This is a genomic window from Saccharopolyspora mangrovi (assembly GCF_035320975.1).
GTDB classification, from domain to species: domain Bacteria; phylum Actinomycetota; class Actinomycetes; order Mycobacteriales; family Pseudonocardiaceae; genus Saccharopolyspora; species Saccharopolyspora mangrovi.
The window spans coordinates 84,438-101,790 of the sequence record NZ_JAWLNX010000005.1 but is presented as its reverse complement, the minus strand read 5'-3'; the positions used below and the strand labels follow the sequence as shown (position 1 = coordinate 101,790).

Sequence of the window (17,353 nt, the reverse complement as noted above, 5' to 3'; positions counted from 1 at the left end):
GGAATCGTTCCAGCGAGCCTGACCTGCGAAATTGCCAGTTGGGTCCGGCCGGTGGGAACGGCCCGGTAATCTCGGGGACCATGTCTGAGCTTCTCGCCCGTGCGGTCGGCGAGCGCGGTGAGCTCGTGCTGATGCGCCGCGACGACGCGCTGGAACTGCGGGTCAACGGCGTGTTCGTGATGGACACCGCGCACACCGAGACCGAGCGCCTGCTGGCCACCGCCACCCTCGGCCACCTCGCCCGCACCGACGGGCTCCGGGTGCTCATCGGCGGCCTCGGACTCGGCTTCACCCTGCGCGAGGTGCTGGCCGACGAGCGCGTGACCGAGGCGCACGTGGTGGAGATCGAACCCGACCTGGTCGCCTGGCACCGCGACGGGCTCGTTCCCGACACGTCCGCAGCGCTGGCCGACGAGCGGGTGCGCATCAGCGTCGGCGACATCGCCGAAGTCCTGACCGGCCAGCCCGACGGCGGCTGCGACGTGCTGCTGCTCGACGTCGACAACGGCCCGGACTTCCTGGTCTACGAGGAGAACTCGGCGCTCTACGGTCCCGGGTTCCTGCAGCGCTGCAAGGACAAGATCGCCCCCGGCGGCACGCTGGCGGTGTGGTCGGCCGACACCTCGCCCGAGCTACTGGGCGCGATGGACGACGTCTTCGGCGAGTGCACCGAGCTGGCCATCCCGGTGACCCTCGGGCAGCGCGAGACGACCTACCACCTATTCGTCTCGCACCAGGTCGAGCTCCAGCAGGCTGGGCTCCAGAATCCCCTCTAGCACCAGCAGTTTCCGCTTCGCCTCCAGTCCCGGGCCGAACCCGCCGAGCCCGCCGCCGGAGGCGAGCACCCGGTGGCACGGCACGATCAGCGGCACCGGGTTGGAGCCCATGATCGTGCCCACCGCGCGGGACGCCTCGGGCCTGCCGGACAGCTCCGCGAGGCCCTTGTAGCTGACCGTCTCGCCGAAGGGCACCAGCTCGTGCAGCGTGCGCAGCACGTGGGCGCGCAGCCCGTCCAGCCCGCTCCAGTCGATCGGGAGCTGGAACTCCTTGCGCCGACCGGAGAAGTACTCGCCGAGCTGCTGCGCGGCCTCGGCCGCGAGTCCACCGGGCTCGGCCGCGGGGTGCTCGCTCAGCACCTCCTCGGGCCCGGCGAAGGCCACGTGCCGGACACCGGTCCCGGAGGCCACCACGGTGATCTCCCCGACCGGCCCGCGCACGGTGCTCCACGTCTCCACGAAACCCACCCTAGCGAGTCCCACCGACAATCCGGCGCCGCGAGCAAAAGATCCGCTCACCTGCGGTTTTCCGCGCTCTGAGTTGCACGCGGCGGGGTCGGGGAGCAAGGTTCTGGCGGCTTTCCGCAAACGGTCGTCCGAGGCAGGTCAATCCGCTGTCCTGCGAGTTAGGCTCCGAAACATGTCCGAAGCGCACGCCCACCGACGAGACGCACTCCGCAGCCGGCTGCGGGAGCGGGACCTGGACGCCCTCCTGGTGACCGACCTGCTCAACATCCGCTACCTGACCGGGTTCACCGGCTCCAACGCCGCGCTGGTGGTGCACGCCGCCGACGATCCCGGCGGTGAGAACCGCACGGTGTTCTGCACCGACGGCCGCTACCTGACGCAGGCCGAGGAGCAGGTCCCGGACCTGGAGCGCGTCATCGACCGGGCGAGCGACCTGACCCTCGCGCAGCGCCTCGGCGAGGAGGCCACCGACTACCGGCGGGTCGGCTTCGAGTCCCAGCACGTCACCGTCGACAACCGCGACGTGCTCGACGACGCCGCGGGCAAGGCCGAGCTGGTCCGGGCCCCGGGAATGGTCGAGCAGCTGCGGCTGATCAAGGACGCCACCGAGATCGAGGCGCTGCGGATGGCCTGCGCCGCGGCCGACCGCGCGCTGGCCGACCTCATCGAGCACGGCGGTCTGCGCCCGGGGCGCACCGAGCTGGAGGTCGCCCGCGACCTGGAGGCGCGGATGCTCGACAACGGCGCCGCCGGTCCGTCGTTCGACACGATCGTCGCCGCGGGCGCGCACTCCGCCGTCCCGCACCACCGGCCCACCGACATGCCTCTGACCAGCGGAGACTTCGTCAAGATGGACTTCGGCGCGCTCGTCGACGGCTACCACTCGGACATGACGCGCACCGTCGTGCTGGGCAAGGCCGCCGACTGGCAGCGCGAGATCTACGAGCTCGTCCGCGCCTCGCAGGCCGCCGGGCGCGCGGCGGTGAAGGTCGACACCGACGTGCGCGACGTGGACTCCGCGGCCCGCCAGGTGATCGCCGACGCGGGGTACGGCGAGCGGTTCCTGCACGGCTTGGGACACGGCGTGGGCCTCGAGATCCACGAGGCGCCCACGTTGTCGCAGCGCGGGGACGGTAGAATCGCCGAGAGGATGGCGGTCACCGTCGAGCCTGGCGTCTATCTGGCCGGGCAGGGCGGGGTCCGTATCGAGGACACACTGGTCGTGCGTCCCGGCACACCGGAGCTCCTCACCCTGACGACCAAAGAGCTCGTCGAAGTCTGACGCACGACCGGTGCGCGGAATTTCGCCGGAGCCCCGTTGCGGCCCGGCGCAACACCAAGCCATCACCACAGGAGAACCCCCACGTGGCTTCCACGAACGACCTGAAGAACGGACTGGTGCTCAACCTCGACGGCCAGCTGTGGTCCGTCGTCAACTTCCAGCACGTCAAGCCCGGCAAGGGCGGCGCCTTCGTCCGCACCACCCTCAAGAACGTGCTCTCCGGCAAGGTCGTCGACAAGACCTTCAACGCCGGGGTGAAGGTGGACACCGCCAACGTCGACCGCCGCGAGATGACCTACCTGTACTACGACGGCAACGACTACGTCTTCATGGAGCCGGACACCTTCGAGCAGGTCAGCGTCTCGGCCGACGTCGTCGGTGACGCCGCGAACTACATGCTGGAGAACAGCCAGGTCGTCGTCGCCCGGCACGAGGACGCGCCGCTGTACGTCGAGCTGCCCGCCTCGGTGGAGCTCGTCGTCGAGCACACCGACCCGGGCCTGCAGGGCGACCGCTCGACCGGTGGCACCAAGCCGGCCACGCTGGAGACCGGTGCCGAGATCCAGGTGCCGCTGTTCCTCAACACCGGCGACAAGGTCAAGGTCGACCCGCGCGACGGCCGGTACCTCAGCCGCGTCAGCTCCAAATGAGCGGCTCGCGCAGCAAGGCTCGTAAGCGTGCGGTCGATTTCCTCTATGAGGCCGACCTGCGCGAGACCGATGCCGTCACGCTCATGTCCGACCGGATCGGCGCTCCCGACACGGCCGTGGTCCCGGACTACACGATCACCCTGGTCGAGGGCGTGACCGAGAACCGGGAGCGGATCGACGAGCTGCTCACCCAGCACATCGAGGGCTGGACGCTGTCGCGGATGCCGGTCGTGGACCGCGCCGTGCTGCGGCTGGGCCTCTACGAGCTGCTGTGGTGCCCGAAGGGCGACGTGCCGCCGGTGGTGGCCGTCGACGAGGCGGTGGAGCTGGCCAGGGCCCTGTCCACCGACGACTCGCCGCGCTTCGTCAACGGCGTCCTCGGCCGCCTCGCGGGCATCCGCGACCGCCTGCGCAGAACTCTCCCGAAGGCGGAGGAGACTCCGGTCGATTAGCCGCTGCTTCGTGGTCGCTCTGCTCGGCGGTGCGGGTAGCGGAACCTCAGCGGTCCTCTGGGGCCGGGCGCCACTCCTGATGTATGCCAATGCACGGCGTCGCGGCGTCCTCCCCAGAGAACCGCTGAGAACCCGCGGCGGTACGAGCTGAGTCCCACACCTGAAACAGCGGCTACGCCGCACGCGCTCACGAGCTGCGAAGAGGGGCACCCGCCGTCCGGCAGGTGCCCCTCTTCGCGTGCACAGGGGGTTCTCACCCGATCGGCGGCCGCTGGTCGTTGCCCTGAGCGAGCAGCGGTCGTTCGATCGGCGACCGATCGGGTGATGGCCCTGAAAGCCCAGGGGCACCCGTCGCGGCGTCGCCGCTGGGTGCCCCGGTCCGCCTATCGGTGTTGTGTCACTCCTCGCGGGCAGGGCGCGCCTCCGGGGGAAGCACACCCCAGTCGATGAGCTGCTCGGTGAGCTCGCCCGGCGTCATGTCGTAGATGATCGCCAGGGACCGCAGGTCTTCGGTGCGGATGGACAGCACCTTGCCGTTGTAGTCACCGCGCTGGCTCTGGATCGTGGCCGCGTAGCGGGCCAGCGGACCCACCTTCTCGGCAGGCAGTTGCTGCAGGCGCTCCAGGTTGATCACAACCTTGGTGGCCGGCTCGGCCCCGGAAGGCACGCGGCCCTCGGGCAGCAGCTCCGCGACCGGCACGCCGTAGAAATCGGCGAGCTCGGCCAGCTTCTGCACGGTCACCGCGCGGTCGCCTCGCTCGTAGGACCCGACGACCACGGCCTTCCACCGTCCGCCAGACTTCTGCTCGACGCCGTGCAGCGACAGACCCTGCTGCTGGCGGATAGCGCGGAGTTTGCTGCCCAGCGCCTTGGCGTAGTCGCCCATGTGGCGTTTCTCCGTTCGTTCGCCCCGTCAGCCGATAACGGCGACCGGGGAGCAAAGCTCAGATCGATACGGAGAGTAATGTTCGCTCGCGAGCGTCACCAGGTCAAGTTGGTCTTCGGTGCCGGTGTGGCGAGCACCAACACACCACCCGGTCGATTGACCCGTTGTCGCTGATAGCGTACTGGTCAGCCCGGTGATGCGCAGGTTCATCCCGAACCCGGATTGCGGGGCAGCTCACACACCATCCTTTAAGGACCCGTCCAGTGAGGCGGAGAAGGAGGTCGCACCGTGGCGTCTCGCCATCAGGCGAGCGCGGCGGAGCCGGCAGGGCAGCGGGAGCTGCTCAGCGCCGGTGACGTTGCGCGCACGATAGCCCGCATCGCGCACCAGATCATCGAGAAGACCGCGCTGGACACCGGCGACGGTTCCGTGGTGCTGCTGGGAGTCCCCACCCGGGGAACGCCGCTGGCCAGGCGATTGGCGGACAAGATCAGCGAGTTCAGCGGGGTGACGGTTCCCGTCGGCACCCTGGACATCACGCTCTTCCGCGACGACCTGCGCAAGCAGCCCAACCGGCCGCTGGAGCCCACCAACCTGCCGCCCGGCGGCATCGACGACCGGCTGGTCGTGCTGGTCGACGACGTGCTCTTCTCCGGCCGCACCGTGCGCGCCGCCCTCGACGCCCTGCGCGACCAGGGTCGCCCCCGCTCGGTCCAGCTGGCCGTGCTGGTGGACCGGGGCCACCGCGAGCTGCCGATCCGCGCGGACTACGTCGGCAAGAACATCCCGACCTCGCGCAGCGAGGACGTGGCGGTCCAGCTGTCCGAAACGGACGGCGAGGACTGCGTGGTGATCCGCAAAGAGCAGCAGGAGGAGGTGTGATGCGCCACCTGCTGTCCACCGAGGGCCTGGCCGCCGCCGACGCGACCGCCGTGCTCGACACCGCCGACACGCTCAAGCAGACGCTGCTGGGGCGCGAGGTGAAGAAGCTGCCGACGTTGCGCGGGCGAACCGTGGTGACGCTGTTCTACGAGAACTCCACCCGGACCAGGGTGTCCTTCGAGGTCGCCGGGAAGTGGATGAGCGCCGACGTGATCAACGTCTCGGCGAGCAGCTCCTCGGTCGGCAAGGGCGAGTCCCTCCGGGACACCGCGCTGACGCTGTCGGCCGCCGGGGCCGACTGCGTGATCATCCGGCACCCCGCCTCCGGTTCGGCCCACCGGCTGGCCGAGTGGCTGGAGGCCGACGGCACCCAGGTCGTCAACGCGGGCGATGGGATGCACGAGCACCCCACCCAGGCCCTGTTGGACGCGGCGACCCTCCGGGAGCGCCTGGGGGACGTCTCAGGGCGTCGCATCGGCATCGTGGGCGACCTGCTGCACAGCAGGGTCGCGCGGTCCAACGTGCACCTGCTGCGGACGCTGGGCGCCGAGGTGACGCTCATCGCGCCGCCGACGCTGGTGCCCACCGGCATCGAGCGGTGGGGCGCCGAGGTGCGCCACGAGCTCGACCCGGAACTGCCCAAGCTGGACGCGGTCATGCTGCTGCGGGTGCAGGCCGAGCGGATGCACGGCGGGTTCTTCCCGTCGGCGCGCGAGTACTCGATCGCCTACGGCCTCAACGAGAAGCGGCTCGCCAAGCTGCCCGAGCACGCCGTCGTGCTGCACCCGGGCCCGATGCTGCGCGGCATGGAGATCGCGCCGTCGGTCGCCGATTCGCCGCGCGCCGCCATCACCCAGCAGGTCGGCAACGGCGTGCACGTGCGGATGGCGGTGCTCTACCACCTTCTCGCGGGAGAGGAGCTCGCCGCATGAGCCGTCTTGTCGCAACTTCAGTCGCGCCCGATCGCACCTCAGGGGAACGTGACGCAAGCCAGCCACAAGAAACCGCGAAACGCGACGTTGAGCGATACGCAACCACAACTGTGAATCGCGGAGAGGCGGGCTGCGCATGAGCCGCGTGTTGATCAAGGACGTTCGACCCTACGGGGAGGGCGAGCCGGTCGACGTGCTCGTCGAGGGCACCACGATCGCCGAGATCGGCGCGGACATCAGCGCCGACGCCGACGAGATCGTGCAGGGCGGTGGCGCGGTCGTGCTGCCGGGCTTCGTGGACCTGCACACCCACCTGCGCGAACCCGGCCGGGAGGACGCCGAGACGATCGAGACCGGCTCGGCGGCCGCAGCGCTGGGCGGCTACACGGCCGTGTTCGCGATGGCCAACACCGATCCGGTCGCCGACAACGCGGTGATCGTCGAGCACGTGTGGCGCCGGGGCCGCGAGATCGGCCTGGTCGACGTGCACCCGGTCGGAGCGGTCACCGTCGGGCTGGCGGGTGAGAAGCTGGCCGAGCTGGGCACCATGCGGCACTCCGCTGCCGAGGTGCGGGTCTTCTCCGACGACGGCAAGTGCGTGCACGACCCGCTGATCATGCGCCGCGCGCTGGAGTACACCCGCTCGTTCGGCGGGCTGGTCGCCCAGCACGCCGAGGAGCCGCGCCTGACGGTCGGCGCGCAGGCCCACGAGGGCCCGAACGCGGCCCGGCTGGGCCTGGCCGGTTGGCCCGCCCCGGCGGAGGAGTCCATCGTGGCCCGCGACTGCCTGCTGGCCGCGCACACCGGCGGAACCCTGCACGTCTGCCACGTCTCCACCGAGGGCACCGCCGAGCTGCTGCGGTTCTTCAAGGGCCGCGAGACCGACAGCACCGTCTCGGCCGAGGTGACCCCGCACCACCTGCTGCTCACCGACGAACGGCTGCAGACCTACGACCCGGTCAACAAGGTCAACCCGCCGCTGCGCACCGACGCCGACGCGCTCGCCCTGCGCCAGGCGCTGGCCGACGGAACCGTGGACTGCGTGGCCACCGACCACGCCCCGCACGCCGCGCAGGACAAGGACTGCGAGTGGTCGGCCGCCAAGCCGGGCATGCTGGGGCTGCAGACCGCGCTGGGCATCGTGACGCAGACGATGGTCCGCTCCGGGCTGCTGGACTGGCGCGGTGTCGCGCGGGTGCTCTCCGAGCGTCCCGCCGAGATCGCCGGTCTGACCGGCCAGGGCCGGCCGATCGCGGTCGGCGAACCGGCCAACCTCGCGCTGGTGGACCCGGACGCGGAGTGGACGGTGCGCTCCGCCGAGCTGGCCAGCCTGGGGCAGAACTCGCCCTTCGAGGGGATGCGGCTGCCCGGCCGGGTGGTCGCGACGCTGCTGCGCGGTGCGGTGACCGCGCACGAAGGCAAGGTGAGGCGCTGATGGAACGCTTGTTGTGGGTGCTCGCGCTGGCCGCTCTGGTCGCGCTCGTGTTCTTCGGGATGCGACGCGGTTGGCTGGCCCGAGCCCGACGACAGGCGGCCGAGCTGCCTCCCTTCCCGGAGCAGCCGGCCGACCCCGGCGCCGAGACCCTCACCGCCGCCACCGGCATGTACATCGGCACGACCAAGGCCGACGACTGGCAGGACCGCATCGCGGTCGGCGACATCGGGCACCGCGCCAACGGGACCGCGCACCTGCACGCCCAGGGCCTGCTGATCGAGCGCGAAGGCGCTTCGGCGGTGTGGATCCCGGCCGCGTCCGTGGTGGACGCCCGGCTGGACCACAAGCTGGCCAACAAGGTCGTGCCCGGCGCCGGACTGGTGGTGGTGACCTGGCGGCTCGGCGATCAGCTGCTGGACACCGGATTCCGCGGCGATGACAAGCAAGCGCAGACCGAGTGGGTCGAGGCGATTCGATCGCTGCCCGCTCACACGACTTCGAACGAGTCGGAGGACGGATGAATGACAACCGCGCAGCCGTTCGTCCGGCCGACCGGGGTGTGGGGCGCCCCCACCCAAGCACAGGAGGAGAAATGACCGCGTACACACCGGCCGCGTTGGTGCTGGAGGACGGCCGGATCTTCCGCGGGGAGGCTTACGGCAAGGTGGGCCGCACCCTCGGGGAGGTCGTGTTCACCACCGGCATGACCGGCTACCAGGAGACGCTGACCGACCCGTCCTACCACCGGCAGATCGTGGTGCAGACCGCGCCGCAGATCGGCAACACCGGCTGGAACGACGAGGACGACGAGTCGGACAAGATCTGGGTCGCCGGCTACGCCGTGCGCGACCCCGCCCGCCGGCCGTCGAACTGGCGCTCCACCCGCAGCCTGGACGACGAGCTGACCAACCAGGGCGTCGTAGGCATCTCCGGGATCGACACCCGCACCCTGACCCGCCACGTGCGGGAGCTGGGCGCGATGCGCGGCGGCATCTTCTCCGGTCCCGAGCTGGCCTCGGACGAGCAGATGGTGGCCGCGGTGAAGGACTCCTCGGGCATGGTCGGCGCCTCCCTGGCGGGTGACGTCACCACCGGCGAGACCTACGTGATCCCCGCGGTGGGCCAGAAGCGGTTCACCGTCGCCGCCCTGGACATGGGCATCAAGGCGAACACGCCGCGGATGATGGCCGAGCGCGGCATCGAGATCCACGTGATGCCGCTGGCGTCCACGATGGACGAGATCCTGGAGATCGCGCCGGACGGGCTGTTCCTGTCCAACGGTCCCGGTGACCCGGCGACCACCGACGCGCAGGTCGAGCTGACCCGCCAGGCCCTGGACCGCAAGCTGCCGCTGTTCGGCATCTGCTTCGGCAACCAGGTCCTCGGTCGCGCGCTGGGCCGCGGCACCTACAAGCTGCAGTACGGCCACCGGGGCATCAACATCCCGGTCATCGAGCAGGAGACCGGCAAGGTCGCGATCACCGCGCAGAACCACGGTTTCGCCGTGGAAGGCGAGCCGGGCGAGGAGTTCGACACCGACTTCGGCCGCGCGATCGTGTCCCACCACTGCGCCAACGACGGCGCCGTCGAAGGCCTGCGGCTGCTGAACGGCCCGGCCTTCTCCGTGCAGTACCACCCCGAGGCGGCGGCCGGACCCCACGACGCCGCCCCGCTGTTCGACAAGTTCGTTGACCTGATGAGCGAGGCCCGCTGATGCCCAAGAGGACTGATATCAAGCACGTTCTGGTCATCGGTTCCGGTCCGATCGTCATCGGCCAGGCCTGCGAGTTCGACTACTCCGGTACGCAGGCGTGCCGCGTGCTGCGCGAAGAGGGCATCCGGGTGTCGCTGGTGAACTCCAACCCGGCGACGATCATGACGGACCCGGAGTTCGCCGACGCCACCTACATCGAGCCGATCACGCCGGAGTTCGTCGAGAAGGTCATCGACGCCGAGCGCCCGGACGCGATCCTGGCGACGCTGGGCGGGCAGACCGCGCTGAACACGGCGATCGCGCTGCACGAGCGCGGTGTGCTGGAGAAGTACGGCGTGGAGCTCATCGGCGCCGACGTGGACGCGATCCAGCGCGGCGAGGACCGGCAGATGTTCAAGGACATCGTGCGCTCGGTCGGCGGCGAGGTGCCCGCGTCGAAGGTCTGCAAGTCGATGGACGACGTCCGCTCGTTCGTCGAGACCTCGGGGCTGCCGGTGGTCATCCGGCCCAGCTTCACGATGGGCGGCCTGGGCTCGGGCATGGCGCACACCCAGGAGGACCTGGAGCGGATGGCCTCCTTCGGCCTGGCCGAGTCCCCGGTGCACGAGGTGCTCATCGAGGAGAGCGTGCTCGGCTGGAAGGAGTACGAGCTGGAGCTGATGCGCGACCACGCCGACAACGTGGTGGTCATCTGCTCCATCGAGAACTTCGACCCGATGGGCGTGCACACCGGTGACTCGGTGACGGTGGCGCCGTCGATGACGCTGACCGACCGCGAGTACCAGCACATGCGCGACGTGGGCATCGCGGTGCTGCGCGAGGTCGGGGTGGACACCGGTGGCTGCAACATCCAGTTCGCCATCAACCCGACCAACGGCCGCATGGTCGTCATCGAGATGAACCCGCGCGTGTCGCGGTCCTCGGCGCTGGCGTCGAAGGCGACGGGCTTCCCGATCGCCAAGATCGCCGCGAAGCTGGCGGTCGGCTACACCCTCGACGAGATCCAGAACGACATCACCGGCGAGACCCCGGCGTCGTTCGAGCCCACCCTGGACTACGTGGTCGTGAAGGTGCCGCGGTTCGCCTTCGAGAAGTTCCCGGGTGCCGACCAGGAGCTGACCACGACCATGAAGAGCGTCGGCGAGGCGATGGCCGTGGGCCGCAGCTTCTCCGAGGCGATGGGCAAGGCGCTGCGGTCGATGGAGACGAAGTCGGTCGGGTTCTGGACCAAGCCGGACCCCGAAGGCGCCACCCTCCAGTCCACTCTGGACGATCTGCGCACCGCGCACGACGGGCGGATCTACACCGTCGAGCGCGCGCTGCGCTTCGGCGCCACCGTCGAGCAGGTGCACGAGGCCTCGGGCATCGACCCGTGGTTCGTCGACCAGGTCTCGGCGTGGGTGGAGCTGCGCCGCGAGCTCGTCGACGCCCCGGTGCTGGACGCGAACCTGCTGCGCATCGCCAAGCGCGCGGGCCTGTCGGACCGCCAGATCGCCGCGCTGCGCCCGGAGCTGGCCGGTGAGGACGGCGTTCGCGCGCTGCGCCACCGGCTGGGCGTGCGGCCGGTGTACAAGACGGTCGACACCTGCGCGGCCGAGTTCGCCGCGAAGACGCCGTACCACTACTCGGCCTACGAGTCGGACCCGGCGGCGGAGTCGGAGGTCTCCGAGCAGCGCGAGAAGCCGAAGGTGATCATCCTCGGCTCGGGCCCGAACCGCATCGGCCAGGGCATCGAGTTCGACTACTCGTGCGTGCACGCGGCGATGGCGCTGCGCGAGGCCGGGTACGAGACGGTGATGGTCAACTGCAACCCGGAGACCGTCTCCACCGACTACGACACCTCGGACCGGCTGTACTTCGAGCCGCTGACCTTCGAGGACGTCCTGGAGGTCGTGCACTCCGAGCAGCAGTCCGGCACGGTCGCCGGTGTGATCGTGCAGCTCGGTGGCCAGACCCCGCTGGGCCTGGCGCAGCGGCTGTCCGACGCGGGCGTGCCGGTCGTGGGCACCCCGCCGGAGGCCATCCACCTCGCCGAGGAGCGCGGCGCCTTCGGCGACGTGCTGGTGGCGGCCGGTCTGCCCGCTCCGCAGTACGGCACGGCGACCTCGTTCGAGGGCGCCAAGCGGATCGCCGACGACATCGGCTACCCGGTGCTGGTGCGCCCGTCCTACGTGCTCGGCGGCCGGGGCATGGAGATCGTCTACGACGAGGCGTCGCTGGAGAACTACATCGCCCGCGCCACCGAGGTCACCCCGGAGCACCCGGTGCTGGTGGACAAGTTCCTCGACGACGCGATCGAGATCGACGTCGACGCGCTGTGCGACGGCAACGAGATCTACCTGGGCGGCGTGATGGAGCACATCGAGGAGGCCGGCATCCACTCCGGCGACTCGGCGTGCGCGCTGCCGCCGATCACCTTGGGGCGTCAGGACATCGAGATGGTCCGCCGCTCCACGGAGGCCATCGCGCGGGGCGTGGGCGTGCACGGTCTGCTCAACGTGCAGTACGCGCTCAAGGACGACGTGCTCTACGTGCTGGAGGCCAACCCGCGCGCTTCCCGGACGGTGCCGTTCGTCTCCAAGGCCACGGCCGCTCCGCTGGCCAAGGCCGCCGCGCGGATCATGCTGGGCGCCAGGATCGCGGAGCTGCGCTCGGAGGGCATGCTGCCCGCCGAGGGCGACGGCGCGGACCTGCCGGTCGACGCGCCGGTGGCGGTCAAGGAAGCGGTCCTGCCGTTCCACCGCTTCCGCACCCGCGAGGGCGTCGGCGTGGACTCGCTGCTCGGACCGGAGATGAAGTCGACCGGCGAGGTGATGGGCATCGACACCTCGTTCGGGCAGGCATTCGCGAAGTCGCAGGCCGGTGCCTACGGTTCGCTGCCGACGTCGGGCAAGGTGTTCGTCTCGGTGGCCAACCGGGACAAGCGCTCGCTGGTGTTCCCGGTCAAGCGGCTCGCCGACCTCGGGTTCGAGATCCTGGCGACCGAGGGCACCGCCGAGGTGTTGCGCCGCAACGGCATCACCTCCACCGTGGTCGCCAAGCACACCGAGTCGGTCGAGGGCGAACGCGACGTCGTCGACCTGATCAAGGCTGGCGAGGTCGACATGATCATCAACACCCCCTACGGCAACCCGGGGCCGCGGGTCGACGGTTACGAGATCCGCACGGCCGCGGTGTCCCGCGACGTCCCGTGCATCACGACGGTGCAGGGCGCGGCGGCGGCCGTGCAGGGCATCGAGGCCGCGATCCAGGGCAACATCGGTGTCCGGCCGCTGCAGGCCTTGCAGGCCGCGCTGCGGCAGGGCGGTGAGTGACGGTGACTGAGTCGCCGCTGCGCGCGGGCTTCGGCGCCCGGCTCACCGACGCGGTGAGCCGGCGCGGCCCGCTGTGCGTGGGCATCGACCCGCACCCGTCGCTGCTGCACGCCTGGCAGCTGGGGGAGAGCCCCGAGGCGCTGGAGCGGTTCGCGATGACGGTGGTGGAGGCGCTGGGTGACCGGGTGGCGATGCTCAAGCCGCAGTCGGCGTTCTTCGAGTCCTACGGGTCGAAGGGCGTTGCGGTGCTGGAGAAGGTGATCGCCGAGGCCCAGCAAGCCGGTGCGCTGGTGCTGCTGGACGTCAAGCGCGGCGACATCGGCTCGACGATGACGGCCTACGCGATGGCCTACCTCGACGAGCACGCCCCGCTGGCTGCGGACGCGATCACGGTCTCGCCGTACCTCGGATACGGTTCGCTGGCCCCGGCCATCGGCCTGGCCGAGCAGAACGGCAAGGGCGTGTTCGTGCTGGCCCGCACCTCCAACCCGGAGGGCATCGGCCTGCAGCAGTCGGTCCACGGCAGCGGCGACACCGTCGGTCAGTACATCGTGGACTCCGCGGCGGAGTCGAACCTGGGCAAGGAACCGATGGGTCACGTCGGAGTGGTGGCCGGTGCCACCATCCCGGCGGGAGAGCTGGACTTCTCCGATCTCAACGGCCCCATCCTCGCCCCGGGCCTGGGCGCCCAGGGCGCCACGGTCCGAGACCTCAAGCAGGTCTTCGGCCGGGCCCTGCCCAACGTCCTGCCGACCACGTCCAGGGACGTCCTCCGCCACGGCCCCTCGGTCAAGTCCCTCCGGGACACCCGAGCCCGAGTGGCCGAGGACATCGCCCAGCAGCTCAGCCCCTGAACCGCAGCAACCCGTTCCCGCACGAGGCCCTCGTGCGGGAACGGCTGCTTTCGCGCCACGTTCCGGGAGCGTCGCAGATCACTGCTCTGATCGAACGACGAACTCCGCGAATCCTCCACCAGCCGTTCGACTCGTCGGTTAGCGTCGCCGCAGTCGAAACGATCAAGGGGAGGATCGGATGTCCGGACCGGCTGAGCGCATCCAGGAGATGCTGCGGGACTTCGAAGAACAAGCGGCCAAGGCCACGCAGCTGCAGTCAGCGGTCCAGGACATGCGGGGAACCGCTTCCAGCGAAGACCGCTCCGTCACGGTTTCGGTGGCACCCTCCGGCGCGGTCCTCGACCTCCAGCTCGCTCCGAACGCGGTCCGCAAGCAGGCCCACGAGCTGCAGCAGCAGATCATGGACGCGATCCGCCGAGCGACGGCCAACGCTGCGGACCAGATGAACGAGGCGGTCGCCCCCGTCCTGGGCGATCGGTTCGCGCAGTTCCAGGAAGCCTTCAGCGCGCAGACCTCGGTCCTGAAACCCGGTGAGGACCAGCCCCCGCGTCCGCGCACGAGCGCGGCCGACGAGGACGAGGACTTCGGCAACGGCTCGTTGCTGCGCTGAGGAGGGGGAGGACGATGACGGACCTTCGGGTGACCCCGCCGACGCTCACCGGGCACGGTGCGGGCTGCGAGTCGCTGGCCGACAAGTTCGGGCAGCTGGCCGATCTGCTGAACCAGGCCGAAGTCGACGACCAGTGCTTCGGTCCGCTCGGCGAGTTCCTGTTCAGCTCCTACGAGTCCGGTCTCCGCGAGTGCCAGGACTTGGCGACGAAGGCCCAGGAGTTCCTGGTCCACACCAAGGAGCAGTTGGACGAGACGGTCAAGGACTACGCCGACACCGAGCAGCGGATCATCGACTCGCTCAACAAGGCCGGGGAGGGCATGGCATGACCGCCCCGCAAGGCCCCGGTGACTTCCAGACCCTGAACAAGGGCGAGGGCAAGGCGAAGAACTGGTTCGAGCAGTCAGCGGGTTACGGTTCGTCGTGGGCGGGCTCCGCTCAGGACCTGGCCGACGCCTCATCACCGCCGGAATGGGGAGCTGCCTCGGTCTCCGCCAGGGCGGAGGCGTTGCAGACGATGGCCAGCCCCGGCCAGGCGCTCGCCGACAACGGTCTCGGGTTCCTGGTCTCCATCGTGCTGACACCGCTGATCGAGCTCGCGGCGCAGGTGTACGGCGACCCGGAGCAGATGCGCGCGACCGGTGAGGGCTGGGAGAACGTCGCCAAGTGGCTGGACCAGGTGGCCGAGCAGGAACCCCAGCGAGCCCGAGCCACGGCCGAGACCTGGGTCGGCAAGGACGGCGACGCGTTCCGCAACCAGATGACGGAGTTCGGCGACGGGGTGAAGGCGCTGGCAGCCGACCTCCGCGACCTCAAGAGCACGCTGGACATGGCGGCGGACATCTTCGACATGTTCATGGAGTTCTTCATCCAGGTCGTCACCGAACTGATCATCGGCCTGATCATCCAGTGGCTGGCAGCCCTGGCGGCGTCGTGGATCACCGCAGGCGCGTCGGTGGGCGCCGCGAGCGCGGGCACCGCCGCCCAGGTGGGCATCCAGGGCAGCCGGATCGCCACCCGGGTCGCCCAAGTCCAGCGCAAGCTCTACCAGCTCTTCCAGAAGCTCGAACAGCTCCTCCAAAAGCTCCGCGAAACAGCCCAACTCCGCCAGGTCATCTCGAAGTTGAACCAGATGCGGGACGGCAACTTCATCGAGAAGGGCATCGCCCGCAAGGTCGACCAGAACACGGCGCTGAAGTTCCTGACCAAGGCCGACGAGGACACACTGGCTTCGAGCGGTGGGAAGTTCCTGCGCGGAGCCGAAAAGCAGCACGCCGATGTGTTGCAGGACTTCGACGACCGGATCGCTGCTTCGACCAGGCCGGAGGACATCGAGGCGCTCCAATCCGAGAGGGCGAAGTTCGTCCAGGACGTCAAGGGAGTCGAGGGACTCGCTCACAACGTCGGAACGCACGTCTTGGGCCAGGCTTTCGGCGGGACCACGGATTGGAAGCTGGCGGCGAGTCGCGCGGCCGTCGACGTCGGGACCGGCGAGGCCATCGAGCAAGGTGCGAACATCGCGTACGACACCGGCAAGGGCTGGTTTCAAGGCGACCTGTCGGACGACGTTCGCAAGCAGGACCAGGAGAAGGGCTTCCAGTGATCGAGGTGTTGTCGGTTCGGGAGCATTGGTGCGCTCCGGACGAGCGCATCATGTGGTGCCTCCCCACGAAGCCCGTCGGCGGCAAGGCCAGGTATGTGCTGTACCAGGTCTCCGGTCTCGACGAGGCCGGGAACAAGAAGTTCACATCGGGCAAGCTCATCGGTGGTGTGGCCAGTGGTGCGGCCGGTTTCGCGCTCGAGGCCGCAGCTCCGAGCACTGGCGACAACGCTTCGACGCCCAGCCTGCAGAAGACGGTCGTCTCCGGTGGCCGGAACTGCCTGGCAGCGTCCTACCTCAGCGCCTGGCAGGCGACTGGGGCGAACAAGTCGTCCCTGACCTCCTGGGAATTCAGCGACCTCACCTGGGTTCTCACCTCGCACCGGTTGGGTCTCCTGCAGTTCGGCAAAGTTGACGACGGGCGGAGCCTGACCGCTGAGTTGAAGGGGCGGCTCACGGGCGGTTCGCGGGAGGAAACGGCGCCGAAGGCGGTCCAGCTGCCGGGACTGACCGTGCACGCCGAGATCCCGCGCGAGGCGATCGCCCGCGTTGAGAAGGCGGGGTACAAGATCCGCAAGCAATCCCGGGATTTTCTGCGCGTCAGGCTGTCCGACGACTCGACCATCGATCTCACGATGGGACCACCGCTGCTGCGCGGAACTGAGGACACCCTGCTCGAGATGACTCACGGCCGAAAGTAGGTCCTTCGGTGAAATCCCGGAAACAGCTGGTCAAGCTGCTGCGATCCGATTGGCTCGGCGCCGGCGAGAAACTCGTCTCCTACAACGGCGGTGATGCTTCGAGCCCCTACCTGGGCGGGGTCGTCGGGGGTGCGTATCGCGCGCCGTTCGAGCCGTTCGCGCCTGCGGCGCGCGAGTTGGACGTCGACTTCACGGCCTGCCCCACGCCGACCGCGCCAGTTCGTGAAGGTCGAATCCACGGTGATGAGTGGGTGCACGACCCGTCCCTGAGGGGGTGGGTGCTCGCGGACTCCCCACAACACGACGCCGTCATCTGCGCGAATCAGCTGGCAGCTGCAGGTCTCGAAGGCTGGTTCGTCGAGACGGACCAGCGGATCGCTGTCATCGCCGAGGGGTCCGCAGTCCGGGGTGCGGAGGTCGCCGTCGAGGAACGAACCGAGCGGTCGGGAATCGGCGGGATTCTCGGGAAGGCCCGTTCGGCGGTCAACACCGTGGCCGAGTTCGCCGAGTCGTTGCACGGCGGTGAGCCCTTGGTCACCTTGTGGGAGCTTCCGTGCGATCAGCTCGCCGAGCTCACCGGAGTCCGGCGGGGTCGGTGGTCGGAATCGCTGTTCGCCGTTGCCGCCCGATTCCAGGACGGATCGGTCATCGAGCTCAAGCGCGACCGCGAACTCCCCGGCCTCTAGCGGGAAGCTTCTCAGGAGAAGGGTTTTCAGTGATCGAGGTACTCGCTGCGCGCGGGCAGTGGTGTCGGCCGGGGAGGCGGTTCTGTGGTGCCACAGCACGCAGTTGAGCTG

General features: G+C 69.6%; 18 protein-coding genes. 16 read left to right on the top strand and 2 right to left on the bottom strand.

The window, feature by feature from the left end; translation table 11 throughout:
• Positions 1 to 80: 80 nt before the first annotated feature.
• Positions 81 to 776, top strand: a complete 696-nt coding sequence (locus tag R4I43_RS09180; RefSeq protein ID WP_324265133.1) for a spermidine synthase — start codon at positions 81 to 83, stop codon at positions 774 to 776.
• Here R4I43_RS09180 and R4I43_RS09175 read toward each other — a convergent pair.
• On the bottom strand, positions 720 to 1,235 hold the full coding sequence (locus tag R4I43_RS09175; RefSeq protein ID WP_324265132.1) for a methylated-DNA--[protein]-cysteine S-methyltransferase: 516 nt from the start codon (positions 1,233 to 1,235) through the stop codon (positions 720 to 722). The genes R4I43_RS09180 and R4I43_RS09175 overlap by 57 nt on opposite strands.
• Before the next feature lie 181 nt (positions 1,236 to 1,416).
• Between R4I43_RS09175 and R4I43_RS09170 the strand changes: the two genes are divergently transcribed.
• The 3 genes from R4I43_RS09170 (at position 1,417) to nusB (ending at position 3,628) form a co-directional block, all read left to right on the top strand.
• Positions 1,417 to 2,526: a M24 family metallopeptidase gene (locus R4I43_RS09170; RefSeq protein WP_324265131.1), complete on the top strand. Its 1,110-nt coding sequence runs from the start codon at positions 1,417 to 1,419 to the stop codon at positions 2,524 to 2,526.
• A gap of 83 nt (positions 2,527 to 2,609) precedes the next feature.
• Positions 2,610 to 3,176, top strand: coding sequence for an elongation factor P (gene efp, locus R4I43_RS09165; RefSeq protein ID WP_324265130.1), 567 nt, complete (start codon positions 2,610 to 2,612; stop codon positions 3,174 to 3,176).
• Positions 3,173 to 3,628: a transcription antitermination factor NusB gene (gene nusB, locus R4I43_RS09160; protein ID WP_324265129.1), complete on the top strand. Its 456-nt coding sequence runs from the start codon at positions 3,173 to 3,175 to the stop codon at positions 3,626 to 3,628. The genes efp and nusB overlap by 4 nt, the downstream gene beginning before the upstream one ends.
• Before the next feature lie 397 nt (positions 3,629 to 4,025).
• On the opposite strand, the gene bldD is transcribed toward nusB, so the two are convergent.
• Positions 4,026 to 4,514: a transcriptional regulator BldD gene (gene bldD / locus R4I43_RS09155; RefSeq protein ID WP_010311046.1), complete on the bottom strand. Its 489-nt coding sequence runs from the start codon at positions 4,512 to 4,514 to the stop codon at positions 4,026 to 4,028.
• A 288-nt stretch (positions 4,515 to 4,802) separates the two neighbouring features.
• On the opposite strand from bldD, the gene pyrR reads away from it, so the two are divergent.
• The 12 genes from pyrR to R4I43_RS09095 all read left to right on the top strand — a co-directional run bounded on the left by pyrR (position 4,803) and on the right by R4I43_RS09095 (position 17,242).
• Positions 4,803 to 5,396, top strand: a complete 594-nt coding sequence (gene pyrR / locus R4I43_RS09150; RefSeq protein ID WP_324265128.1) for a bifunctional pyr operon transcriptional regulator/uracil phosphoribosyltransferase PyrR — start codon at positions 4,803 to 4,805, stop codon at positions 5,394 to 5,396.
• Positions 5,396 to 6,328, top strand: a complete 933-nt coding sequence (locus tag R4I43_RS09145) for an aspartate carbamoyltransferase catalytic subunit (protein WP_324265127.1) — start codon at positions 5,396 to 5,398, stop codon at positions 6,326 to 6,328. Before pyrR ends, R4I43_RS09145 begins: the two co-directional genes overlap by 1 nt.
• 136 nt (positions 6,329 to 6,464) lie before the next feature.
• On the top strand, positions 6,465 to 7,763 hold the full coding sequence (locus tag R4I43_RS09140) for a dihydroorotase (RefSeq protein ID WP_324265126.1): 1,299 nt from the start codon (positions 6,465 to 6,467) through the stop codon (positions 7,761 to 7,763).
• Entirely contained in the window at positions 7,763 to 8,284 is a 522-nt protein-coding gene (locus tag R4I43_RS09135) for a PH-like domain-containing protein (RefSeq protein WP_324265125.1), read from the top strand. The genes R4I43_RS09140 and R4I43_RS09135 overlap by 1 nt, the downstream gene beginning before the upstream one ends.
• Positions 8,285 to 8,355: 71 nt before the next feature.
• Positions 8,356 to 9,477 carry a glutamine-hydrolyzing carbamoyl-phosphate synthase small subunit gene (gene carA, locus R4I43_RS09130; protein ID WP_324265124.1) on the top strand — a complete coding sequence of 374 codons (1,122 nt, stop codon included), beginning with the start codon at positions 8,356 to 8,358 and terminating at the stop codon, positions 9,475 to 9,477.
• Positions 9,477 to 12,791: a carbamoyl-phosphate synthase large subunit gene (gene carB / locus R4I43_RS09125; protein ID WP_324265123.1), complete on the top strand. Its 3,315-nt coding sequence runs from the start codon at positions 9,477 to 9,479 to the stop codon at positions 12,789 to 12,791. The genes carA and carB overlap by 1 nt, the downstream gene beginning before the upstream one ends.
• A gap of 2 nt (positions 12,792 to 12,793) precedes the next feature.
• A complete protein-coding gene (gene pyrF, locus R4I43_RS09120; protein ID WP_324265122.1) occupies positions 12,794 to 13,645 on the top strand; it encodes an orotidine-5'-phosphate decarboxylase in 852 nt (283 codons plus the stop codon).
• A gap of 178 nt (positions 13,646 to 13,823) precedes the next feature.
• Positions 13,824 to 14,255, top strand: coding sequence for a YbaB/EbfC family nucleoid-associated protein (locus tag R4I43_RS09115; protein WP_324265121.1), 432 nt, complete (start codon positions 13,824 to 13,826; stop codon positions 14,253 to 14,255).
• A gap of 14 nt (positions 14,256 to 14,269) precedes the next feature.
• Positions 14,270 to 14,584, top strand: a complete 315-nt coding sequence (locus R4I43_RS09110; protein ID WP_324265120.1) for a hypothetical protein — start codon at positions 14,270 to 14,272, stop codon at positions 14,582 to 14,584.
• On the top strand, positions 14,581 to 15,858 hold the full coding sequence (locus R4I43_RS09105; RefSeq protein ID WP_324265119.1) for a WXG100 family type VII secretion target: 1,278 nt from the start codon (positions 14,581 to 14,583) through the stop codon (positions 15,856 to 15,858). The genes R4I43_RS09110 and R4I43_RS09105 overlap by 4 nt, the downstream gene beginning before the upstream one ends.
• Positions 15,855 to 16,556, top strand: coding sequence for a hypothetical protein (locus tag R4I43_RS09100; protein WP_324265118.1), 702 nt, complete (start codon positions 15,855 to 15,857; stop codon positions 16,554 to 16,556). The genes R4I43_RS09105 and R4I43_RS09100 overlap by 4 nt, the downstream gene beginning before the upstream one ends.
• Positions 16,557 to 16,564: 8 nt before the next feature.
• Positions 16,565 to 17,242, top strand: a complete 678-nt coding sequence (locus tag R4I43_RS09095) for a hypothetical protein (protein ID WP_324265117.1) — start codon at positions 16,565 to 16,567, stop codon at positions 17,240 to 17,242.
• Positions 17,243 to 17,353: the final 111 nt, after the last annotated feature.